The 22,543-nt window shown below is 59.3% G+C and carries 17 protein-coding genes and 4 tRNA genes; 7 read left to right on the top strand and 14 right to left on the bottom strand.

Annotation, left to right across the window (positions count from 1 at the left end; genetic code table 11):
• Position 1: 1 nt before the first annotated feature.
• The 6 genes from L8I05_RS04165 to tig form a co-directional block, all read right to left on the bottom strand.
• Positions 2-1,876: a SurA N-terminal domain-containing protein gene (locus tag L8I05_RS04165; protein ID WP_242167291.1), complete on the bottom strand. Its 1,875-nt coding sequence runs from the start codon at positions 1,874-1,876 to the stop codon at positions 2-4.
• Between the two features lie 232 nt (positions 1,877-2,108).
• Positions 2,109-2,381 carry an HU family DNA-binding protein gene (locus tag L8I05_RS04160; RefSeq protein WP_003174819.1) on the bottom strand — a complete coding sequence of 91 codons (273 nt, stop codon included), beginning with the start codon at positions 2,379-2,381 and terminating at the stop codon, positions 2,109-2,111.
• Positions 2,382-2,529: 148 nt separating this feature from the next.
• Positions 2,530-4,926, bottom strand: a complete 2,397-nt coding sequence (gene lon / locus L8I05_RS04155; protein ID WP_159957784.1) for an endopeptidase La — start codon at positions 4,924-4,926, stop codon at positions 2,530-2,532.
• A 189-nt stretch (positions 4,927-5,115) separates the two neighbouring features.
• On the bottom strand, positions 5,116-6,399 hold the full coding sequence (gene clpX, locus L8I05_RS04150) for an ATP-dependent Clp protease ATP-binding subunit ClpX (protein ID WP_017136464.1): 1,284 nt from the start codon (positions 6,397-6,399) through the stop codon (positions 5,116-5,118).
• A gap of 111 nt (positions 6,400-6,510) precedes the next feature.
• Positions 6,511-7,146, bottom strand: a complete 636-nt coding sequence (gene clpP / locus L8I05_RS04145) for an ATP-dependent Clp endopeptidase proteolytic subunit ClpP (protein ID WP_083357884.1) — start codon at positions 7,144-7,146, stop codon at positions 6,511-6,513.
• A gap of 91 nt (positions 7,147-7,237) precedes the next feature.
• Positions 7,238-8,548, bottom strand: coding sequence for a trigger factor (tig, locus tag L8I05_RS04140; protein WP_177018445.1), 1,311 nt, complete (start codon positions 8,546-8,548; stop codon positions 7,238-7,240).
• A gap of 233 nt (positions 8,549-8,781) precedes the next feature.
• Between tig and L8I05_RS04135 the strand changes: the two genes are divergently transcribed.
• The gene (locus L8I05_RS04135) at positions 8,782-9,096 is read left to right on the top strand and encodes a hypothetical protein (protein WP_159957788.1); all 315 of its coding nucleotides are present in this window, start codon (positions 8,782-8,784) and stop codon (positions 9,094-9,096) included.
• Between the two features lie 20 nt (positions 9,097-9,116).
• Here L8I05_RS04135 and L8I05_RS04130 read toward each other — a convergent pair.
• From L8I05_RS04130 to L8I05_RS04115, 4 genes are all read right to left on the bottom strand, one after another.
• Positions 9,117-9,192: transfer RNA gene (locus L8I05_RS04130), tRNA-His, on the bottom strand.
• Positions 9,193-9,269: 77 nt separating this feature from the next.
• Positions 9,270-9,354 (bottom strand) — tRNA-Leu (locus L8I05_RS04125).
• A 56-nt stretch (positions 9,355-9,410) separates the two neighbouring features.
• Positions 9,411-9,486, bottom strand: a tRNA-His gene (locus tag L8I05_RS04120).
• 32 nt (positions 9,487-9,518) lie between these two features.
• A tRNA-Arg gene (locus L8I05_RS04115) sits at positions 9,519-9,595 on the bottom strand.
• Positions 9,596-9,870: 275 nt separating this feature from the next.
• Here L8I05_RS04115 and folD point away from each other — a divergent pair.
• Both folD and pbpG read left to right on the top strand, forming a co-directional pair.
• Positions 9,871-10,725 (top strand): bifunctional methylenetetrahydrofolate dehydrogenase/methenyltetrahydrofolate cyclohydrolase FolD, encoded by an 855-nt coding sequence (gene folD / locus L8I05_RS04110; protein ID WP_124528853.1) that lies wholly within the window; start codon positions 9,871-9,873, stop codon positions 10,723-10,725.
• Between the two features lie 207 nt (positions 10,726-10,932).
• Entirely contained in the window at positions 10,933-11,856 is a 924-nt protein-coding gene (gene pbpG, locus L8I05_RS04105; protein ID WP_159957790.1) for a D-alanyl-D-alanine endopeptidase, read from the top strand.
• Between the two features lie 171 nt (positions 11,857-12,027).
• On the opposite strand, the gene L8I05_RS04100 is transcribed toward pbpG, so the two are convergent.
• Entirely contained in the window at positions 12,028-12,660 is a 633-nt protein-coding gene (locus L8I05_RS04100) for a peptidase C39 family protein (protein ID WP_242167475.1), read from the bottom strand.
• 234 nt (positions 12,661-12,894) lie between these two features.
• Here L8I05_RS04100 and L8I05_RS04095 point away from each other — a divergent pair, with 234 nt between their 5' ends.
• On the top strand, positions 12,895-13,056 hold the full coding sequence (locus L8I05_RS04095) for a hypothetical protein (RefSeq protein WP_177018448.1): 162 nt from the start codon (positions 12,895-12,897) through the stop codon (positions 13,054-13,056).
• Here L8I05_RS04095 and L8I05_RS04090 read toward each other — a convergent pair.
• Entirely contained in the window at positions 13,053-13,463 is a 411-nt protein-coding gene (locus L8I05_RS04090) for a hypothetical protein (protein ID WP_159957792.1), read from the bottom strand. The two genes, L8I05_RS04095 and L8I05_RS04090, sit on opposite strands and share 4 nt — an antisense overlap.
• Before the next feature lie 227 nt (positions 13,464-13,690).
• Here L8I05_RS04090 and L8I05_RS04085 point away from each other — a divergent pair, with 227 nt between their 5' ends.
• The 3 genes from L8I05_RS04085 to L8I05_RS04075 are packed head-to-tail and all read left to right on the top strand — an operon-like array spanning position 13,691 to position 19,470.
• Complete coding sequence (locus L8I05_RS04085) at positions 13,691-16,912, top strand: efflux RND transporter permease subunit (protein WP_242167290.1); 3,222 nt, start codon at positions 13,691-13,693, stop codon at positions 16,910-16,912.
• Positions 16,902-18,068, top strand: coding sequence for an efflux RND transporter periplasmic adaptor subunit (locus L8I05_RS04080; RefSeq protein ID WP_159957796.1), 1,167 nt, complete (start codon positions 16,902-16,904; stop codon positions 18,066-18,068). Before L8I05_RS04085 ends, L8I05_RS04080 begins: the two co-directional genes overlap by 11 nt.
• Complete coding sequence (locus tag L8I05_RS04075) at positions 18,052-19,470, top strand: efflux transporter outer membrane subunit (protein WP_242167289.1); 1,419 nt, start codon at positions 18,052-18,054, stop codon at positions 19,468-19,470. The genes L8I05_RS04080 and L8I05_RS04075 overlap by 17 nt, the downstream gene beginning before the upstream one ends.
• A gap of 117 nt (positions 19,471-19,587) precedes the next feature.
• On the opposite strand, the gene L8I05_RS04070 is transcribed toward L8I05_RS04075, so the two are convergent.
• Together L8I05_RS04070 and L8I05_RS04065 are read right to left on the bottom strand one after the other, a co-directional pair.
• Complete coding sequence (locus L8I05_RS04070; protein WP_242167288.1) at positions 19,588-20,871, bottom strand: Zn-dependent hydrolase; 1,284 nt, start codon at positions 20,869-20,871, stop codon at positions 19,588-19,590.
• 75 nt (positions 20,872-20,946) lie between these two features.
• Positions 20,947-22,434 carry an NCS1 family nucleobase:cation symporter-1 gene (locus tag L8I05_RS04065; RefSeq protein ID WP_242167287.1) on the bottom strand — a complete coding sequence of 496 codons (1,488 nt, stop codon included), beginning with the start codon at positions 22,432-22,434 and terminating at the stop codon, positions 20,947-20,949.
• Between the last annotated feature and the right edge of the window lie 109 nt (positions 22,435-22,543).

Below are 22,543 nucleotides of genomic sequence, written 5' to 3'. Positions count from 1 at the left end.
ATCAGAACTTCTTGATGTCAGCCTTGGTTTCCAGTTGCTTGCGGTAAGCCGCGAAGTCTTGCTGGCCAATACGCGAAGCGAGGAAGCGGCGGTATTGCGCCTTTTCTTCGTCCGTAGGCGCAGCGGCTTCGTTGACACCGTTCAAGCGCACGATGACCAGGCTACCGTCAGCCAGGGTTACCGTGGTGAAGGTCGGCTTGTCCTTGGCCGCAGGCTTAGGCATGCGGAACAGGGCTTGCAACACCGCAGGCTCGATCCCTTCAGCGCTACGGGTAGCCGCTTCAGTGACTTTCCAGGCCTGGCCGTCAATCGGCTGGTTCAGCGGGGTCTTGCCATCGCGCAGGCTGGCGATCAACTCGTCAGCGTGAGCCTTGGCAGCCGCACTGGCGCGCTCCTTGGTCATCTGCGCACGGATCGCGGCAGAGACGCTTTCCAGTGGCAGTTGCTTAGGCTTCAAGTGTTCTTTGGCGCGCAGCACGATGATGGTTTCCGGGTCCAGCTCGATGGCGGTGCTGTTGGCACCCTCATCCAGGACTTCCGGGCTGAATGCCGCGGTGACTACAGCACGGTTGGCTGCAACACCTTCGCCACCTTCACGGCCAAATGGCGCGGAGGTGTGCACGGTCAGCTTCAGGTCGGACGCCGGCTGGGCCAGGTCAGAGGCTTCGAATGCCGCATCTTCCAATTGCTTGGAGGCGTCGACAAAGCGCTGCTCAACTTGCTGGGTCTTGAGCTCGCGGGTCAGCTTGTCTTTCAGGCTGGCGAACGATGGCACTTGGGGTGCTTCAACGCCCAACAGTTTGATCAAGTGCCAACCGAACGTGGTGCGCACCGGCGCCGACACCTGGTCCTTGTTCAAGGCGTACAGGGCCGTTTCGAAGTCCGGGTCGTAGACGCCAGGACCAGCAAAGCCGAGGTCGCCGCCATTGTTGGCCGAACCTGGATCCTGGGAGAATTCCTTGGCCAGGGCTTCGAACTTCTCACCCTTGGCCAGGCGTGCCTGGATGTCTTCGATCTTGGCCTTGGCTTGCGCGTCGGTGGTCTTGTCGTTGACTTCAATCAGAATGTGCGCGGCACGACGCTGTTCAGCGAGGTTGGCGGTTTCTTTCTGATAGGCAGCCTGCAGTTCATCGTCCTTCACGGTGACCTGGTCGAAGAAGGAAGACTTCTTCAGTTCCAGGTAGTCGATGACGACTTGGTCCGGGGTCATGAACTCTTTGGCGTGCTGGTCGTAATAAGCCTTGACCTCATCGTCGGTGAGCTTCACCGCCGCAGGGTTGGCCTTGATGTTGACGGTGGCGAAATCGCGGGTCTGTTTTTCCAGACGGGCGAATGCCAGCACCTCGGCGTCGGTGACGAAACCGCTGCCGGCGAGACCTGCGCGAACCTGGCCGATCAGCATTTCCTGGGTCAGCATCTGACGGAATTGCATACGGCTGTAGCCCAGTTGACGGATCACCTGGTCAAAGCGTTCGGCGCTGAACTTGCCGTCCACCTGGAATTCCGGAGTCTGCAGGATCACCTGATCCAGGGCAGCTTCCGAGAAGCCGAACTTGGAATCAGCAGCGCCTTGCAGCAACAGTTTGCGATCGATCAGCCCTTTGAGGGCCGCATCGCGCAGCAGTTTTTCGTCCAGCAGGGAAGCATCGAAATCCTTGCCCAGCTGTTGCATCAGCTGGCGACGTTGCATGTCGACGGCCTGGCTCAATTCGGTTTGGGTGATTTCTTCACCATTGACCTTGGCCACGTCCTGCTTGTTGTTGGTCGAAGCCTGGAAAATGGCCTCGATACCGGTGAACGCCATCAATGCGACGATGATCCCGATAATGGTCTTGGCAATCCAGCCTTGTGAATTGTCCCTGATATTTTGCAGCATGCGTCCCCCAGAAACGGTTGATCTTCAAAAATTAGGCAACCGTGGAGCGTGGGTAGAGTCCGGATAGAAGAAAGGCGCATCCGAGGATGCGCCTTCTCGTAACTGGCGGAGCGGACGGGGGTTTGAACCAACACCCCAGGCCGTGGCGACCCGATGGATAACTGGGTCGGCTGCCGCTCCGCTGCCAGGCCAGACCTGCGTCTGACCCGGGTAGGTAAGGCTTGAGCGAAGCTTAGTTAACGGCTTCTTTCAGGGCTTTACCGGCTTTGAAACCTGGTTTCTTGGCAGCAGCGATTTGCAGTGCTTTGCCGGTCTGTGGGTTACGGCCAGTGCGAGCTGGGCGGTCGGTCACAGAGAAAGTACCGAAGCCTACCAGCACTACGGAGTCGCCGGCCTTCAGAGCGCCAGTGACGGATTCGATTACTGCGTCCAGCGCACGGCCAGCAGCAGCTTTCGGGATATCAGCGGATGCGGCGATAGCATCAATCAGTTCCGACTTGTTCACTCTAAGTCCCCTTATATATCTATTGAGTATGATTCTAAGTTTTTTGGTGAAAGCAAAAACCAGTGCTGAATGGCCTACAGACACTTAAGAGCCGCTTTATAACAAGGGCTCTAAAAAGCTGTCAAGGAAGCCACCCGGCTTAATCGCATTAATGCGTGCTAATTCTTTCCTTGGAATCAGACTCGCGTTTTTCATCCTTCGCGACAATCTCCGGAGCCACATCCGGCAAGGGCTCCGGCGCGTATTGCAGCGCAATTTGCAGGACCTCGTCAATCCATTTAACCGGTTTAATCTGAAGATCCTGCTTGATGTTGTCAGGAATTTCCTTCAAGTCGCGAACATTCTCTTCAGGAATGATCACCGTCTTGATTCCACCTCGATGTGCTGCGAGCAATTTCTCTTTCAGACCACCGATGGCCAATACCTGACCGCGCAGAGTAATTTCACCCGTCATTGCCACATCGGCTCGCACAGGAATGCCAGTCAATGCCGACACCAGGGCCGTGCACATGCCTACGCCGGCGCTGGGGCCGTCTTTCGGGGTCGCCCCTTCCGGCATATGGATGTGGGTGTCGTGCTTCTCGTGGAAGTCCAGGGGGATCCCCAGGCTCTTGGCGCGGCTGCGCACCACAGTCTGCGCGGCCGTGATGGATTCGACCATCACGTCACCCAGCGAACCGGTTTTGATAAGTTGGCCTTTGCCCGGGATGACCGCAGCTTCAATGGTCAGCAATTCGCCGCCCACTTGAGTCCACGCCAAGCCAGTCACCTGCCCTACCTGGTCCTGCTGTTCAGCCAGGCCGTAACGGAATTTTTTCACGCCCAGGAAGTGTTCCAGGTCGTCGGCACCCACCTTCACCGAGAAGCGTTTTTCCAGTGCATGCTCTTTGACCGCCTTGCGGCAGATCTTCGCGATCTGGCGCTCCAGGCCCCGCACACCAGCCTCGCGGGTGTAGTAGCGAACGATGTCACGGATCGCTTCGACGCCAATCTCGATCTCGCCTTTTTTCAGGCCGTTGGCCGAAATCTGCTTGGGCGCGAGGTATTTGACGGCGATGTTGATCTTCTCGTCTTCGGTGTAACCCGGCAGACGAATCACCTCCATCCGGTCCAGCAACGCTGGCGGAATGTTCATGGAGTTGGAGGTGCACAGGAACATTACATCGGACAGGTCGTAGTCGACTTCCAGGTAATGGTCGTTGAAATTATGGTTCTGCTCCGGGTCGAGCACCTCGAGCAACGCCGAGGCCGGATCGCCACGCATGTCGCTGCCCATCTTGTCGATTTCATCGAGCAGGAACAGCGGGTTGCGCACGCCAACCTTTGTCATCTTTTGAATCAATCTACCTGGCATCGAACCGATGTAGGTACGGCGATGACCACGAATTTCCGCCTCGTCACGCACGCCACCGAGGGCCATGCGTACGAATTTACGGTTGGTGGCGCTGGCAATCGACTCAGCCAGCGACGTTTTACCCACACCCGGAGGACCGACCAGGCACAACACCGGTCCACGAATTTTCTTCACGCGCTTTTGTACGGCGAGGTATTCGAGGATGCGCTCTTTGACTTCTTCGAGGCCGTAGTGGTCGGCGTCGAGGATATCTTCGGCACGGGCCAGGTCCAGGCGCACTTTGGTCTGGGCCTTCCACGGCACCTGCACCAGCCAATCGATGTAGGAGCGAACCACGGTGGCTTCGGCCGACATCGGCGACATTTGCTTGAGCTTGTTCAGCTCGGCAGTCGCCTTGGTCAGGGCGTCTTTGGGCAGGCCGGCAGCATCGATGCGCTTTTTCAGCTCTTCGATTTCGTTGTGGCCTTCTTCGCTGTCGCCGAGTTCTTTCTGAATGGCCTTCATCTGCTCATTCAAGTAGTACTCGCGCTGGCTGCGCTCCATTTGTTTCTTCACGCGACCACGGATGCGTTTCTCAACCTGCAACAGGTCGATCTCGCCATCCAACAGCGCCAGCACGTGTTCGACACGGGCGGACAGGTCGATGATTTCGAGGATGTCTTGCTTCTGCTCGATTTTCAGCGCCATGTGCGCGGCCATGGTGTCGACCAGGCGGCTTGGCTCATCAATGCTGTTGAGGGAAGACAGGACTTCAGCCGGGACTTTCTTGCCCAACTGCACATACTGCTCGAACTGCGAGAGCAGGCTGCGCACAAACACTTCGGATTCGCGCTCAGGGGCTTCGACTTCGTCGATCAGCGCCACTTCGGCGCGCAGGTGGCCATCCACCTCCATGAAACGCTCCACCGCACCACGCTGCTCACCTTCCACCAACACCTTGACGGTGCCATCAGGCAGCTTGAGCAATTGCAGAACAGTGGCAATGGTACCAACGCGATACAGGGCATCTTCGCCTGGATCATCATCAGCTGGATTCTTCTGGGCCAACAGCAGGATTTGCTTGTCGCCCGTCATCGCGGCCTCGAGGGCTTCGATAGACTTCTCGCGCCCCACGAACAGCGGGATAACCATGTGCGGATAGACGACGACATCACGCAACGGCAGGAGAGGCAATTCGATGGTTGTCTTCATGATTTCGCCTCTATGACAGTTGAAAAGTAAACTTGAAACCAAGATGGGGGCTGCTTGCAAAAAAAACAAGCTCAATGCCAGCAGTTAAACGCATGAATAAACGAGAATTTAAAATAAATGCTGAAAAACCGCCGTAAAAAAACAAGGGGCCTAAAAAGGCCCCTTGCGTGTGCTGCGACAGCTGAACGCTTACGCGTCCGGTGCAGCCTTGGCAGCCGGCTCACTGTTTTCGTAGATATACAGTGGCTTGGACTTGCCTTCGATAACGCTTTCGTCGATCACCACTTTACTCACCTCGGACTGCGAGGGGATTTCGTACATGGTGTCGAGTAACACGCCTTCGAGGATCGAGCGCAAACCACGTGCACCGGTCTTGCGCTCCAGTGCCCGCTTGGCCACTGATTTGAGTGCGTCGGTACGGAACTCGAGGTCTACACCTTCCATCTCGAACAACTTGGCGTATTGCTTGGTCAAGGCGTTTTTCGGCTCGGTGAGGATCTGAATCAACGCAGCCTCATCCAACTCGTCCAACGTGGCCAGGACCGGCAGACGGCCAACGAATTCAGGGATCAGACCGAACTTGACCAGATCGTCAGGCTCGACTTCACGCAGGGACTCGCCCACCTTCTTGCCTTCTTCCTTACTGCGCACTTCCGCACCGAAACCGATGCCGCCACGGGTGGAACGTTGCTGAATAACCTTCTCCAGACCGGAGAACGCACCGCCACAAATGAACAGGATATTGCGCGTATCAACCTGAAGGAATTCCTGCTGCGGGTGCTTGCGGCCGCCTTGTGGCGGTACGGAAGCAACCGTGCCTTCGATCAGTTTCAACAGGGCTTGCTGCACGCCTTCACCGGAAACGTCCCGGGTGATCGACGGGTTGTCGGACTTGCGCGAAATCTTGTCGATTTCGTCGATGTAGACAATACCCATCTGGGCCTTCTCTACGTCGTAGTCACACTTCTGCAGCAGCTTCTGAATGATGTTCTCGACGTCTTCACCCACGTAGCCAGCCTCGGTGAGGGTGGTCGCGTCGGCGATAGTGAAGGGAACATTCAGCAGACGAGCGAGGGTTTCCGCAAGCAAGGTTTTACCCGAGCCTGTAGGACCGATCAGCAAGATGTTGCTCTTGCCGAGTTCGACTTCGTCACCTTTCTTGTCACGCTGGTTCAAGCGCTTGTAGTGGTTGTACACCGCTACGGCCAGAACCTTCTTTGCACGCTCTTGACCAATCACATACTGATCAAGGATGCCGCTGATTTCTTTAGGCGAAGGCAATTTATGCGCGCTGCTCTCGGCCTGGGCTTCCTGCACCTCCTCGCGGATGATGTCATTGCACAGGTCGACGCACTCGTCGCAGATAAACACCGAGGGGCCGGCAATCAATTTGCGTACTTCATGCTGGCTTTTGCCGCAGAAGGAGCAATAGAGCAGCTTGCCGTTGTCCTCGCCGTTGCGGGTGTCAGTCATTCGTTCGATCCAAATCCGATAGGCTTGCAACACAAGATGAAGGCTTATGCGGGCTTTTTCAAGCCCGCGGTGGTCGGACGCGCCGACCAGCCCTATTTTGAGGTGCTTATATTAAGCGGGGCGCTTTTCGATCACTGCGTCGATCAACCCATAGGCGCGCGCAGCTTCGGCGCTCATGAAGTTGTCACGATTGGTATCGCGCTCGATTTCTTCCAGGGTGTGCCCGCTGTGCTTGGCCATCAACGTGTTGAGGCGCTCACGAATAAACAGGATTTCCTTGGCGTGAATTTCGATGTCCGACGCCTGGCCCTGGAAGCCGCCCAGAGGCTGGTGAATCATCACGCGCGAGTTAGGCAGGCAGTAACGCTTGCCCTCGGCGCCCGCGGTGAGCAGGAATGCGCCCATGCTGCAGGCCTGACCGATGCAGGTCGTCGACACGTTTGGCTTGATGAACTGCATGGTGTCGTAGATCGACATACCTGCCGTTACCGAGCCGCCCGGGGAGTTGATGTAAAGATGGATGTCCTTGTCCGGGTTTTCCGCTTCAAGGAACAGCAGTTGCGCGCAGATCAGGTTGGCCATGTAGTCCTCTACAGGGCCGACCAGAAAGATCACTCGTTCCTTGAGCAGGCGCGAGTAGATGTCATAGGCGCGTTCGCCACGAGCAGATTGCTCGACAACCATCGGGACCAGGCCGCCAGCGGCCTGGATATCAGAGTTCTGCTGAATATAGGAATTACGGAACATGCTCTGCAGTTACTCCCAAATAGTCATGTCTTGAAAACGCATAAGCCAGCGCGAGGCTGGCTTATGGTTGTATTTCGAACGAGTTGGACAATCAGTCGGCTTGTGCTGCTTCCGCCGGTTTGACTGCTTCTTCGTAAGAGACCGCTTTGTCGGTCACCTTAGCCTTCTGCAGAACAGTATCCACAACTTGTTCTTCCAGCACAACCGAACGTACTTCGTTCAGCTGCTGGTCGTTCTTGTAGTACCACGCCACAACCTGCTCAGGCTCCTGGTAGGCCGAAGCCATTTCCTGGATCATTTCACGAACGCGATCTTCGTCAGGCTTGAGGTCGAATTGCTTGACCACTTCAGCCACGACCAGACCCAGCACAACGCGACGCTTGGCTTGCTCTTCGAACAGCTCGGCCGGCAGTTGGTCAGGCTTGATGTTGCCACCGAACTGCTGAACCGCTTGAACGCGCAGGCGATCCACTTCGTTGGACAGCAGGGCCTTAGGCACTTCGATCGGGTTGGCAGCCAGCAGACCGTCCATGACCTGGTTCTTGACCTTGGACTTGATGGCCTGGCGCAGCTCACGCTCCATGTTCTTGCGAACTTCGGTGCGGAAGCCTTCGATACCGGTTTCCTTGATACCGAATTGAGCGAAAAACTCTTCGTTCAGTTCTGGCAGCTTAGGCTCGGAAACGCTGTTGACGGTAACGGTGAACTCGGCGGTTTTACCGGCCAGGTCCAGGTTCTGGTAGTCAGCCGGGAACGTCAGGTTCAGAACGCGCTCTTCGCCGGCTTTAGCGCCAACCAGACCGTCTTCGAAGCCCGGGATCATGCGGTTGGAACCCAGCACCAGCTGAGTGCCTTTGGCGGAGCCGCCAGCGAATACTTCGCCGTCAACCTTGCCAACGAAATCGATGTTCAGCTGGTCTTCGTTCTGGGCAGCGCGATCGGCCACTTCAAAACGAGTGTTCTGCTTGCGCAGGATTTCCAGCATGTTGTCCAGGTCGGCATCCGCAACGTCAGCGCTCAGGCGCTCTACGGCGATGTCTTCGAAACCGGCAACAGTGAATTCCGGGAACACTTCGAAAGTCGCGACGTATTCCAGGTCTTTACCCGCTTCCAGGGACTTAGGCTCGATCGAAGGCGAGCCAGCCGGGTTCAGCTTGTGCTCGACAACAGCTTCGTAGAACGAAGCCTGGATCACGTCACCTACAGCTTCCTGACGCGCATCGGCACCAAAACGACGCTTGATTTCGCTCATTGGCACTTTGCCTGGACGGAAACCAGCGATCTTGGCCTTTTGGGCAGTCTGCTGCAGACGCTTGTTGACCGCAGTCTCAATACGCTCTGCCGGCACGGTGATGCTCAGGCGGCGCTCGATAGCAGTAGTATTTTCAACAGAAACTTGCATGGATATTCCTCGTTGCACAGACGTTAGCCGGCCGTTTCCGACCCCAGAATCAAGGGCATGCATTCTAGTGGGTCAAACTCAAGAAGTCACCCTACTGAAAACGGGTGGAAAAACAGCAGGTCATTTATAGGTTCAAGTGCACGCATGCACCTCATCCTGTTAGCAAATACAGCTCATCTCACCAGGGCTCTGCATCAAGCCTTCTATATATAGAAGCGCGTAGGCACACACCCTTGGCGACCGACCTCGCAGGCAAGGTCGGAGGACACGGCGCCAGCATCGAGAAACACAAATACGACGAAACGCCCTGCCCCGGAAACTCAAAACACTTAAACAAAAACGGCACAGCCCTTTTTCAGGTACTGCGCCGTTATTCGCTATTAAATAGCTGTACTGACCCTGATAAAGCCGCGGATCAGTTCTACACGCTCAAAACCGGCAACGATTCTAACGCCAAGGCATTGAGAATGCTTGTTTTTTCTTGGCGTCAAGTTTCGCCGCAAAAGGACCGGAAATTTCCGACACAAAAAAAAGCGCCAGATCATTGATCTGGCGCTTTTTCTGAATATGGGGTGGACGAAGGGGATCGAACCCTCGACAACGGGAGTCACAATCCCGTGCTCTACCAACTGAGCTACGCCCACCATATTGCATTAACAAAGAACTCGAACATCTTCTTTGTTGAACCTCACACCACCTGACGGCAGGGCAAAGCTTTAATTGGTGCGGATGAAGAGACTCGAACTCTTACGCCTCGCGGCGCTGGAACCTAAATCCAGTGTGTCTACCAATTCCACCACATCCGCGCTTGCAGCTCTTAAAGCAAAGGCGCCAGACGATTAATCTGGCGCCTTTCAAAATATGGGGTGGACGAAGGGGATCGAACCCTCGACAACGGGAGTCACAATCCCGTGCTCTACCAACTGAGCTACGCCCACCATCTAGCGCTACTTGTGCCAAAGCTGCCTAATGGCGCACCCGGCAGGACTCGAACCTGCGACCATCCGCTTAGAAGGCGGATGCTCTATCCAGCTGAGCTACGGGCGCCTTATTAATCTGTACTCTTTGAGGATTACAAACTAAGTGCTTCCAGCCTTGCAGTACAACAATTCTGCTCGACCTTCTTAACCAGTGCTAGGCTGTGCCCGACAAGTGCGACGAATAGTATAGACGCCCCGGAAACCCGTCAAATCTTTTTTGAAAAAAATTCATTTTATTTAAGGGGTTAGGGCAATTTGCGGACCAAGCGCCTTTGCCCTCACGCCTTGGCGTGCGAGAATGCGCGCACTTTTCTTCCCCCTCTCGATGGTTAATCACGCGTAATGACTGCACAACTTATCGACGGCAAATCAATCGCCGCCAGCCTGCGCCAGCAGATCGCCAAACGAGTCACCGAGCGCAGCCAGCAAGGCTTGCGCACGCCTGGGCTCGCGGTGATTCTGGTCGGCAGCGATCCTGCCTCTCAGGTTTATGTCTCGCACAAGCGTAAAGACTGTGAAGAGGTCGGCTTTATCTCCAAAGCCTACGACTTGCCTTCTGACACCACCCAGCAGGCCCTGACCGACCTGATCGACAGCCTCAACGACGACCCGGCCATCGACGGCATCCTGCTCCAGCTGCCGCTGCCTGAACACCTGGACGCGTCCAAACTGCTGGAGCGCATCCGCCCGGACAAGGACGTCGACGGTTTCCACCCTTATAACGTCGGCCGCCTGGCACAGCGTATCCCGCTGCTGCGCCCGTGCACCCCGAAAGGCATCATGACCCTGCTGGAAAGCACCGGTGTCGACCTGTACGGCCTTGATGCCGTGGTCGTCGGCGCTTCCAACATCGTCGGTCGCCCGATGGCCATGGAACTGCTGCTGGCCGGCTGCACCGTGACCGTCACCCACCGCTTCACCAAGGACCTGGCCGGCCACGTCGGCCGCGCCGACCTGGTCGTCGTCGCTGCCGGCAAGCCGGGCCTGGTCAAAGGTGAGTGGATTAAAGAAGGCGCCATCGTCATCGACGTGGGCATCAACCGCCAGGAAGACGGCAAGCTGGTCGGCGACGTTGTTTACGAAACCGCCCTGCCCCGCGCCGGCTGGATCACGCCGGTGCCGGGTGGCGTTGGCCCGATGACCCGTGCCTGCCTGCTGGAAAATACCCTGTACGCCGCAGAAACCCTGCACGGCTAATAACCAGCCGTACTGAAAAAGCCCTGCCTTATCGCAGGGCTTTTTATTGGCCGCAAAAAAACCTGTTTTTTCTTAGTTTTTAAGCACTTTCGTCCGGATCTAGAAGAACATTCGACAGTTTCTGATCCATACTCCTAAAATGTAACGGCATTTATCAAAAAACCGTTCCCGAACGGTATTTCCTTACTTTTTAGCGAGTTCATCCGCGTGAAAATTCGTCTCTCTCTTGTCAGCCTATTTTTTGCATTTACAGGCACCTTCGCACACGCCAGCGAAACCACCCTCGCCCCGCGTGATACCAGCAAACTGCAAATCGCTTCCGGCAGCGCCATGCTGGTGGACTTGCAGACCAACAAAGTCATCTATTCCAGCAACCCCGATGTCGTGGTGCCCATCGCCTCCGTGAGCAAATTGATGACCGGCCTGATCGTGCTGGAAGCCAAGCAGAACATGGACGAATACATCGACATCAACATCAAGGACACGCCGGAAATGAAAGGCGTGTTTTCCCGCGTGAAAATCGGCAGCGAAATGCCGCGTAAGGAAATGCTGCTGATCGCGTTGATGTCCTCGGAAAACCGCGCGGCCGCGAGCCTGGCCCACCATTACCCGGGCGGCTACCCGGCGTTTATCGCGGCGATGAACGCCAAGGCCAAGGCGCTGGGCATGACCAGCACCCACTATGTCGAACCCACCGGCCTGTCGATTCACAACGTGTCGACCGCCCGCGACTTGAGCAAGCTGCTGGCCTATGCGCGCAAATTTCCGATGTTGAGCCAGTTGAGCACCACCAAAGAGAAGACCGTGGCGTTCCGCAAACCCAACTACACCTTGGGTTTCTCCAACACCGACCACCTGATCAACCGCGCCAATTGGGATATCAAACTCACCAAGACCGGTTTCACCAACCAGGCTGGCCACTGCCTGGTGCTGGTGACCAGCATGGGTAACCGCCCCGTGTCGCTGGTGATTCTGGATGCCTTTGGCAAATTCACCCACTTTGCCGATGCCGGGCGGATTCGCAATTGGGTCGAGACCGGCAAGAGCGGCTCAGTGCCGGACGTCGCGCTGCGCTATAAGGCCGACAAGAACCTGAAGAACCGCCCGAATGCCGCAGAAGTGCGTCGTTAAAACCGTAAATATCTAATCCTACAGCCAGCTTGTGTGGGAGCTGGTCTTTGTGGGAGCTGGCTTGCCTGCGATGCAGGCAACTCGGTTTTTCAGTTGAACCGGGTTGATGCTATCGCAGGCAAGCCAGCTCCCACAGAAGCCCCGCGCCCACCTGTTTGATCTTCAGCGCTGTTACTTCCTTTCCGCCAACACCTTGAGCGCCTGCGCCGCCGCCTGCTCCTGCCCGGCTTGCGCCGTCGCGTTAGCAGCCTCGCGCCAGCGCTTCGCATCGACATTGGCCGGTAGCTGGCTCGGGCGCTGGGTCAGGATTGCCCAATGGCCGGCGCTCTTCCACGCCGATTCAAAGTCGCTGAAGCTCATCACCAGCCGCCGCTCCAGGCCCGAGCGCAGCAGCAGCGTACTTTTCTGCTGATTGAACCCCACCACCACGACATAGCGCGTCCCGGACCAGAAGCTCGGGTTGATCCGCGCCATCACCGGGTAGCCCGCCGCCACCTGCGCCAGCACCGCCGTCAGTTGGTTATCCAGCGGATACACCATCAGCCCGTACTCGCGCGCCAGCACCTGCATATTGCGCTCAAGGTCCGCCTCGCCGCCTGGCAAGTGCAGGGGCTTATCGAGCAAACCGGGTGTCATCACAATGCCTTGTTGCGACAGCATGCTGGCTAAAGCCGAGGGGCCACTGAGGTAAGCCTCGCTGCGAAAGGTCGGCACGCCATTAAGTTCGACGCGCTCCGGCAGGCCCGCCAGTTTCGACGGGTGCCCGGAACAGGCCGCGAGCCCCAGGGCGCACGCCAGCAACAAGGAGGTTTTAACGTTCGAGCGCAATTTTTGACTCTCTTGATCAACGGCCGGTAAGGGCCCTGATCATAGGTTGCTCTTGAACGCGGGTATAGCCTCAAGCGCTAGTAAAACGCCCGGGATAGAGCAAACAAGTTGGAGGACTCGACCATTGGTCAATAGCAGGCAACCGTCAGGTAGCTAGACTGTCCATTGAGAAGACTGAGTGTGCCCCGAGCGGGGCGAAAGGAGGCCCGAATGAGCCTTGCAACAACGATTCTGATGTTGATCTGCGGTTGGCTGGCAGTCGCCGGCGCCATGTTGTGGGGGGTCATGCGCGTGACCCGTCGGCACCATCACCCCCACGTCAAACCCGCTGCACCGGCCAAGCCACACAAGGCTGCGGTGCACCACGCCTAGCCAGGCATGCAACTGAAGTCTTGAGTCGCCGCGACTTCCTTGCCGTGGCCGTCCTTGAGGACGGCGCGCACGGTGGTGCCCAGGCTCGATTCAACCAAGGTGTAGTGCTCACCCGCCTGGAAGTGCTTGTACTCAACGCGCCCCTGGCAGTCTTGCTGGTTGTCATCGCCCGGCTCTTCTTCAAACAGCGTCACGTCCAGGCGATGGTCGCCTGGCGTCACTTCAAAAAAGCGCCCGTCATCCACGCGCTTGCCATCGACGCGCTCGGCCATCAGGTCATTTGGCGCTTCTTCTTTCAAGCCAATCCACGCTTCGCTCGGGTCCGCCTTGGGGATCGGGCCGGCGCACGCCGACAACAACAAAACAGCGCCAAGGGCAGGGATCAACAACAAGGGTTTCAGTGACATGGCAGGGCTCCAAAGGGCATCGGTTAAAAGCGTTGGACGACGTTCAAATGTGTCGCGTCCGATGGATGACAAGCTTGGAGAGCCACCCTTTGTAGAACAAATGAATACATATGAAACGATCTTCAGCCGCTAACTAAATGTTCCTTCACCTGGCTGAAAGGTGCGTGTTAGGTGGGTCGGGCAAGACTGCCGGGGTTTGCAATCCTGTGTTCTCCGGAGGTTCACGCATGCTCGGGCTGGTAAAGACCGCACTGCAAAAGCCGTACACGTTTATCGTGTTGGCCATATTCATCTGTATCGTCGGGCCGATGGCGGCCCTGAAAACCCCTACGGATGTTTTCCCCGATATCGGCATTCCCGTCGTCGCTGTGGTCTGGCAGTACAACGGCCTGTCACCGGACGCCATGGCCGGTCGGGTGATCTACACCTACGAACGCTCCCTGAGCACCACCGTTAACGACATCGAACACATCGAATCGCAATCGCTGCCCGGCATGGGCATCGTCAAGATCTTCTTCCAGCCCGGCGTGGACATCCGCACCGCCAACGCCCAAGTGACGGCCGTGTCACAAACCGTGCTCAAGCAGATGCCACCGGGCATTACGCCGCCGCTGATCCTCAACTACAGCGCCTCCACGGTGCCGATCCTGCAAATGGCGTTCTCCAGCCCCAGCCTCTCGGAAGCCAAGATCCGCGACCTGGTGCAGAACAACATCCGCCTGCCGTTAAGCGCCCTGCCCGGCCTGGCCATGCCCACGCCAATGGGCGGCAAGCAGCGCCAGATCACCCTCGACCTCGACCCCCAAGCCCTGGCTGCCAAAGGCCTGTCGGCGCAGGACGTGGGCAACGCCCTGGCCCTGCAGAACCAGATCATTCCGGTGGGCACCGCCAAACTCGGCCCCAACGAATACACGATCCTGCTCAACAACAGCCCCAAGGCGATTGATGAGCTCAACGACCTGCCGATCAAGACCGTCGACGGCGCATTGATCACCATCGGCCAAGTGGCTCACGTGCGTGACGGCTCGCCGCCGCAGACCAACATCGTGCGCGTCGACGGCCACCGTGCGGTGCTGATGCCGGCCCTGAAAAACGGCAGCATCTCGACCCTGTCGATCATCGACGGCATCCGCCAGATGCTGCCGCGCATTAACGAAACCCTGCCGCCGTCGCTGAAGACTTCGCTGCTGGGTGACGCCTCGGTGTTCGTCAAGCAATCGGTGGGCAGCGTGGCCCAGGAAGGCATCATTGCCGCACTGCTGACCAGTGCGATGATCCTGCTGTTCCTCGGCAGCTGGCGCTCGACGCTGATCATCGCCGCGTCGATTCCGCTGGCCGTGCTGTCGGCCATCGCACTGCTTGCGGTTACCGGGCAAACCCTCAACGTGATGACCCTCGGCGGGTTGGCGTTGGCGGTGGGGATTCTGGTGGACGACGCCACGGTGACCATCGAAAACATCAACTGGCACCTGGAACAAGGCAAAGCGGTGAAGACCGCGATCCTTGACGGCGCTGCGCAAATCGTCGGCCCGGCGTTCGTCTCGCTGCTGTGCATCTGCATCGTGTTCGTGCCGATGTTCCTGCTGCAAGGCATCGCCGGTTACCTGTTCCGGCCGATGGCGCTGGCGGTGATCTTTGCCATGGCCAGCTCGTTCATCCTTTCGCGGACATTGGTGCCGACACTGGCGATGTTCCTGCTCAAGCCGCACACACCGGAGCAAGGCGCCGGGCACCACCCGGAAGATGCATTCATCAACCACCATGAAGGTGAACAGCACAAGAAACCACGCAATGCCGTGCTGCAATCGGTGCTGAATTTCCAGCAGGGTTTCGAGCGGCACTTCTCGAATATCCGCGACACCTACCATGGCTTGCTGATCCTCGCGTTGGGCAATCGCAAGCGCTTTATCGTTGGTTTCCTGGCCTGTGTGCTGGCTTCATTCCTGCTGCTGCCAAGCCTGGGCCAGGACTTCTTCCCGGCCACCGACGCCGGCGCCCTCGCCCTTCACGTGCGCTTGCCGTTGGGCACGCGGATTGAAGAAAGCGCCGCCGCCTTCGACCGGATTGAAGCGCGGATTCGCGAAGTGATCCCGGCCGAAGAACTCGACACCATCGTCGACAACATCGGCATCCCACTCAGCGGCATCGATATGGCCTATAGCAGCAGCGGCACCATCGGCCCGCAGGATGGCGACATCCAGGTCACGCTGAAAAAGGACCACGCGCCCACCGCCGACTACGTGAAAAAACTGCGTGAAGCCTTGCCGCAAAGTTTCCCCGGCAGCCACTTCGCGTTCCTGCCGGCGGACATCAGCAGCCAGATTCTCAACTTCGGCGCACCGGCCCCCTTGGACGTGAAAATCTCCGGGCGCAGCGATGCAGAAAACCGCGCCTATGCGGTGGAACTGGAGCGGCGCCTGTCGCACATTCCGGGGATTGCCGACCTACGTATTCAGCAGTCCACCGGCTACCCGTCGCTGCAAGTTAACGTCGACCGCATGCGCGCCAATGGCCTGGGCATTACCGAACGTGACGTGACCAATAGCATGGTCGCCTCCCTCGCGGGCAGCTCGCAAACTGCGCCGACGTTCTGGCTCAACCCGGCCAACGGCGTGTCGTATTCAATCGTCGCCGCAACCCCGCAGTACCGCCTCGACAGCCTGCCGTCGCTGGAAGCCTTGCCGGTCACCGGCGCCGATGGGCAGTCCCAAATCCTCGGCGGCGTGGCGAGCATCGAACGCGTGCAAAGCCCGGCCGTGGTAACCCACTACAACATCGAACCGACCCTGGACCTGTACGCCAACGTGCAAGGCCGTGACCTCGGCGGCGTGGCGCGCGACGTGCAAAAAGTGCTGGATGACACCGCTTCCATGCGCCCCAAAGGCGCGGTGATCAGCCTGCATGGGCAGATCGATGCGCTGCATGAAGCCTTCAGTGGTTTGAGCTTTGGTTTGCTCGGTGCGGTGGTGCTGATCTACCTGCTGATCGTGGTCAACTTCCAATCCTGGGCGGACCCGTTTGTGATCATCACCGCGTTGCCCGCAGCGTTGGCGGGGATCGTATGGATGCTGTTCCTCAGCGGCACCTCGTTGTCGGTGCCGGCGCTGACCGGGGCCATCCTGTGCATGGGCGTGGCCACGGCCAACTCGATCCTGGTGGTGAGCTTCTGCCGTGAACGCCTGGCCGAACATGGCGACGCGTTGAAGGCCGCGATGGAGGCCGGTTACACGCGTTTCCGCCCGGTGTGCATGACCGCCCTGGCAATGATCATCGGCATGTTGCCGCTGGCGTTGTCCGAAGAGCAGAACTCACCCCTTGGCCGGGCGGTGATCGGCGGCTTGATCTTCGCCACCATCGCCACCCTGTTGTTTGTTCCCGTGGTCTTCAGCCTGGTCCACGGTCGTCACCCTACTCGCGCAGTTGCTGGAGAAACTTCACATGTCGTCTGATCACAAACCCTCGCGCAAGCGTCTGATGCTCATGGGTGTCGGCGGCCTGACACTGGCCGCCCTGTTGGTCGCCAACGGCCTGCACGCCCGCACGATGCACGAACAGTCGGTCAGCGCCTGGACCGAAACCGCCGCCATCCCGCAAGTGATGGTGTTCCAACCGAAACAGAACGTCGCCGGCGACACCCTGCGCCTGCCCGCGCACCTGGAGGCGTGGAGCAAGGCGCCGATCCACGCGCGGGTCAGCGGCTACTTGAAGGACTGGAAAGCCGACATCGGCACCCAGGTCAAAGCCGGGCAAGTGCTTGCCGAAATCGACAGCCCCGACCTCGACCAGCAACTGGCGCAAACCCACGCCCGGCTGGTGCAGGAACAGGCCAATGCACGCCTGGCCGAGACCACCGCCACACGCTGGCAAAACCTGTTGGCCAGCCACTCGGTGTCGCGCCAGGAGGCGGATGAAAAAACCTCCAACGCCGCTGCAGCCAAGGCCAACGCCGAAGCCGCCGCCGCCGACTACGCGCGGCTGTCGGCGCTGGAAGGCTACAAGACCATCCGCGCGCCGTTCGCCGGCACCATCACCGCGCGCAACACCGATATCGGCCAGTTGATCAAGGCCGACACCGACAGCGATCCGGAACTGTTCAACATCGCCGACACCCACCAGTTGCGCCTGTATGTGCCGGTGCCGCAGAACTATGCGGCGGTGATTCACCCAGGCCTCGAAGCCGAGCTGACCGTGCCCGAGCACCCCGGCGAGCACTTCAAGGCGCGCCTGATCGGCGACTCCACCGCCATCGACCGCCGCTCCGGCACGCTGCTCGCGCAGTTCGTCGCCGACAACCCCAACGGTGAATTGCTGCCCGGCGACTACGCCGAAGCCACGCTGCCGATTCCGGCCGACACCCACGGCGTGAGCATCCCGGCCAGCGCGCTGATCTTCCGCGCCCAAGGCACCCAAGTCGCGGTGCTGGATGCGCAGAACCACGTGCACCTGCAAGCCATCCACATCGGCCTCGACCTCGGCGAGCGCCTGGTCATCGACCAGGGCCTGAAACCCGCCGACCGCGTGGTCGATAACCCGCCCGACGCCCTGCGCGAAGGCGACCCCGTGCAACTGGCCGACGCCGGAGGTGCGCATGCGCCCAAGGCTTAAACCCCTGGCGGCGTTGATGCTGCTGCTATTGCAGGGCTGCTCGATGGCGCCGACCTACAAGGTGCCATCGGTTGACCTGCCCGCCGGCTACCGCGAACAGACCAGCGACGGCCCGTGGCACAGCGCGCAGCCGTCCGACCCATTGGCGCCCGACTGGTGGAAGCTCTACAACGATTCGCGCCTGACCGATCTGCAACAGCAACTGCTCAAGGCCAACCCGGATTTGGCGGCGGCACTGGCGCACTTCGATGCGTCCCAGGCGTATGCCAGCCAACTGCACGCCGGGTTGTTCCCGCAGATCACCGCCAGTGCGCAGCCGCTGCGCCAGCGGCAGTCGGACTCGCGACCACTGCGCGGCGACACACAGCCGTCGGTGTACAACAGCAATACCGCGGGTTTCTCGCTGAGCTACGACCTGGACCTGTGGGGCAAAATCCGCAACCAGGTCGCAGCCGGTGATGCCCAGGCGCAGGCTTCCGGCGATGATTTGGCGGTCGCGCGCCTGAGCCTGCAACACCAGTTGGCGACGCTGTATGTGCAGCTCAACGGGCTGGATGCACAGAGCCGGATTCTGAACAGCTCACTGGATGATTTCAGCCAGGCATTGCAACTGACCCGCAGCCGTTACGAAGGCCAGATTGCTTCAGAGCTGGACCTGACTCGCGCGCAAAACCAACTGGCCGAAGCCAAGGCGCAACTGGATGAAGTGCGCGGGCAGCGCAACCTGACCGAACATGCGATTGGCGAGTTGGTGGGCGTGGCAGCCAGCAACTTTACGTTGCCGCCGAGCCAGCAATTGATTGCGCTGCCGGCGATTCCATCGCAGCTGCCGAGCCACCTGCTGCAACGTCGCCCGGACATTGCAGCGGCGGAACGACGGGTGTTTGCCGCCAATGCGAATATCGGCGTGGCGAAAGCGGCGTGGTATCCGGATTTCAGCCTGACTGGGTTAATTGGCGGGCAGACGCAAGGGGTTGGCAACCTGTTGTCCGCCGGCAATCGGTACTGGGCGCTGGGGCCATTGGTGAATTTGCCGATCTTTGACGGCGGGCGTTTGAGTGCCAATGAACGCCAGGCCAAAGCCGAGTTTGAAGAAGCCTCGGCGCAGTACCGCAGCCATGTACTCAAAGCCGTGCGTGAGGTGGAAGACAACCTGGCGCAGCTCAGGGATTTGCAACAGGAAGCGCAGGACGAACAGGCGGCGGTGGATGCGGCGCAGCACACGCAATCGCTGGCGATGAACAGCTACCAGGCCGGGGCCGTAAGTTACCTGGACGTGGTGACGGCGCAGACGGCAGCATTGCAGGCACAGAGGACATTGCAGGCGGTGCAGACGCGGCAGTTGCAGGCGAGCGTGGGGCTGGTGACAGCGCTCGGCGGCGGCTGGCAACCCGGCGCCTGACCTGATCGTTCCCACGCTCCGCGTGGGAATGCATCCTGTGACGCTCTGCGTCACGACCTCAAGAGCGGACGCGGAGCGTCTGGCGCGGCATTCCCACGCAGAGCATGGGAACGATCGTCAGGCAGCGAGTTTGCCGCTGGCGATAGCGGCTGAGGCAGCCACCATTGCGCGCAATAGAACCGCACAGCCCGCCGCCAAATCATCCGGGGCGGCATTCTCGATTTCGTTATGGCTGATGCCGCCCTCACAAGGTACGAAGATCATCCCGGCCGGGCCGAGTTCGGCGACGAAGATCGCGTCATGCCCTGCCCCGCTGACGATGTCCATGTTCGACAGGCCCAACCCATTCGCCGCATCGCGCACGGCGTCCACACAGCCTTTGTCGAAATACAGCGGTGGGAAGTCCGCAGTGGGTTCCATTTCAAAACTCAAGCCGTGCTTGGCACAGGTCTCATCGATCACTTTACGCACCTGGGCAATCATCGAATCCAGGCGTGCCGGCTCCAGGTGACGGAAGTCCAGGGTCATGCGCACTTCACCGGGGATGACGTTGCGCGAACCGGGATAGGCTTGCAGGCAACCCACCGTGCCGCACGCGTGCGGCTGATGCCCCAACGCCGCCGCATTCACCGCCGCCACCACGGCGGCCGCGCCTACCAACGCATCCTTGCGCAAGTGCATCGGCGTCGGCCCTGCATGTGCCTCGACACCGCGCAATTTCAGGTCGAACCACTTCTGCCCAAGGGCGCCCAGCACCACGCCGATGGTTTTTTTCTCATCCTCAAGAATCGGCCCTTGTTCGATATGCGCTTCGAAATAGGCGCCCACCTTGTGGCCGCTGACAGGTCGTGTGCCGGCATAGCCAATCGCACTCAACGCAGCGCCCACGCTGACGCCGTCCACATCGACCTTGGCCAAGGTATCCGCCAGGGTGAATTTTTCGGCAAACACGCCCGAGCCCATCATGCACGGCGGGAAACGCGAGCCTTCTTCGTTGGTCCAGACCACCACTTCCAGCGGCGCTTCGGTTTCGATCTTGAGGTCGTTGAGCGTGCGCAGCACTTCCACACCCGCCAGCACGCCGAAGCAGCCGTCGAACTTGCCGCCGGTGGGCTGGGTGTCGATATGGCTACCGGTCATCACCGGGGGCAGGTTGGGATTGCGCCCCGGGCGCCGCGCGAAGATGTTGCCGATGCCGTCGATGGTCACGGTGCAACCGGCGTCTTCGCACCATTTGACGAACAGGTCGCGGGCCTTGCGGTCGAGGTCGGTGAGGGCCAGGCGGCACACGCCACCTTTTGGCGTGGCGCCGAGTTTGGCCAGGTCCATCAGGGACTGCCACAGGCGGTCGCGGTTGATGTGCTGATGGGTCGATTGCAGAACGTCGATGGCAGCGTTCATGGGGATCTCCTCAGGCTACTGTTCTTAAGAATTGACTCGCTCAAATGGGGGAGCCAGCTCCCACATTGACCGCTTTTACAAAGGTGATTTAGCGGTGACTGGGCTGATGCCACGTTTGGCATTCAACCCGTAATACAACACCCCACCCAACGCCGAACCGGTAAACCAGCCATAGCTGTAGAACCAGCTGAACGCATCGCTGCCCAGCGACAGCAAGGTCAGCACCACCGGCACGCCGAACGCGATAAACCCGCTCCAGTTCCAGGCCGGGTACACGTCATCGCGGTACAGGCCGGCCAGGTCGAGTTGCTGTTTACGGGTGATGAAGTAGTCCACCACCATGATCCCGGCGATCGGCCCCAGCAGGCTGGAGTAGCCCAGCAACCAGTTCGAATACACGGTTTCCAGGCTCACGTCCGAGACGATCAGCCCGAGCTTTTTCAGCAGTTCATGCCCCATCAACGCCAGCCCGACCAGCCCGGTGAGGATCACCGCCGTGGTGCGGTTGATCAGCTTGGGCGCGATGTTCTGGAAGTCGTTGGTGGGCGAGACAATGTTCGCCGCGGTGTTGGTGGACAAGGTGGCGACGATGATCAGCGCCATGGCGACGGCCACCCACACCGGGCTCTGGATATGCCCGATCAAGCTCACTGGGTCGGAGACGCTGACGCCCACCAGTTTCACCGACGCAGCAGTCATGATTACGCCGAGGGCGGCGAACAGGAACATGGTCAGCGGCAGGCCGAAAATCTGCCCGAGGATCTGGTCCTTCTGGCTTTTGGCGTAGCGGCTGAAGTCGGGAATATTCAGCGACAAGGTCGCCCAGAAACCCACCATCGCGGTGAGGCCCGCCATGAAGTAACCGGTGAGGCTCGCGCCTTCGGGGCGTTTGGGTGGAATCGCCATCAACTCGCTGAGCGACACATTCGGCATCGCCCACACCAGCAGGCCAATACCCACCGCCACCAGCAGCGGCGCAGACAGGGTTTCCAGGCGTTTGATCGACTCGGCGCCGCGCAACACCACCCACAAGTTCAGGCACCAGAAGATCATGAAGCCGATCACTTCGCCGGTGCCGCCGAGGGATTTCCAGCCGTCGAAAATCGAGCCCAGAAACAGGTGAATCGCCAGCCCGCCGAACATCGTTTGAATGCCAAACCACCCGCAGGCCACCAGCGCGCGAATCAGACAGGGCACGTTGGAACCGAGAATGCCGAAGGACGAGCGCAACAACACCGGAAACGGAATGCCGTACTTGGTGCCGGGAAAGGCGTTAAGCGTCAGCGGGATCAGCACCACGATATTGGCCAGCAGAATCGCCATCAGCGCCTCGCCCACCGACAAGCCGAAGTACGCGGTGAGCACCCCGCCCAGCGTGTAGGTGGGCACGCAGATCGACATGCCGACCCACAGCGCGGTGATGTGCCACTTGTTCCAGGTGCGTTCGTGCACCTTGGTGGGTGCCATGTCGTGGTTATAGCGAGGGCTGTCGAGGACGTCGGGGCCGGCGTCGAGTTCGTACAGGCCGTTGCGTTCGATGACTTGCGATCTGTTCTGTTGCATGGCCGCTCCACGGTTTTTTTGAATTATTGTTGCTCACCCAACGCTTGGCGCAGGGTGGCCGGAGTACCTCGTAAACAACATGACATCACGGGCCCGGCCAGCCGCCACT

This window comes from Pseudomonas sp. MONT-RG-20F-20-E-7-02 (assembly GCF_022662395.1).
Classification (GTDB): domain Bacteria; phylum Pseudomonadota; class Gammaproteobacteria; order Pseudomonadales; family Pseudomonadaceae; genus Aquipseudomonas.
This window is presented reverse-complemented; position numbering and strand designations above follow the sequence as displayed.

Coding starts and splice junctions, on each gene's coding strand:
- L8I05_RS04070 (WP_242167288.1), bottom strand. CDS start 20,871: ATGAACGCTGCCATCGACGTTCTGCAATCGACCCATCAGCACATCAAC.
- L8I05_RS04095 (WP_177018448.1), top strand. CDS start 12,895: ATGAGCCTTGCAACAACGATTCTGATGTTGATCTGCGGTTGGCTGGCA.
- L8I05_RS04075 (WP_242167289.1), top strand. CDS start 18,052: ATGCGCCCAAGGCTTAAACCCCTGGCGGCGTTGATGCTGCTGCTATTG.
- L8I05_RS04065 (WP_242167287.1), bottom strand. CDS start 22,434: ATGCAACAGAACAGATCGCAAGTCATCGAACGCAACGGCCTGTACGAA.
- folD (WP_124528853.1), top strand. CDS start 9,871: ATGACTGCACAACTTATCGACGGCAAATCAATCGCCGCCAGCCTGCGC.
- L8I05_RS04165 (WP_242167291.1), bottom strand. CDS start 1,876: ATGCTGCAAAATATCAGGGACAATTCACAAGGCTGGATTGCCAAGACC.
- tig (WP_177018445.1), bottom strand. CDS start 8,548: ATGCAAGTTTCTGTTGAAAATACTACTGCTATCGAGCGCCGCCTGAGC.
- lon (WP_159957784.1), bottom strand. CDS start 4,926: ATGAAGACAACCATCGAATTGCCTCTCCTGCCGTTGCGTGATGTCGTC.
- L8I05_RS04080 (WP_159957796.1), top strand. CDS start 16,902: ATGTCGTCTGATCACAAACCCTCGCGCAAGCGTCTGATGCTCATGGGT.
- clpX (WP_017136464.1), bottom strand. CDS start 6,399: ATGACTGACACCCGCAACGGCGAGGACAACGGCAAGCTGCTCTATTGC.
- L8I05_RS04085 (WP_242167290.1), top strand. CDS start 13,691: ATGCTCGGGCTGGTAAAGACCGCACTGCAAAAGCCGTACACGTTTATC.
- L8I05_RS04090 (WP_159957792.1), bottom strand. CDS start 13,463: ATGTCACTGAAACCCTTGTTGTTGATCCCTGCCCTTGGCGCTGTTTTG.
- clpP (WP_083357884.1), bottom strand. CDS start 7,146: ATGTTCCGTAATTCCTATATTCAGCAGAACTCTGATATCCAGGCCGCT.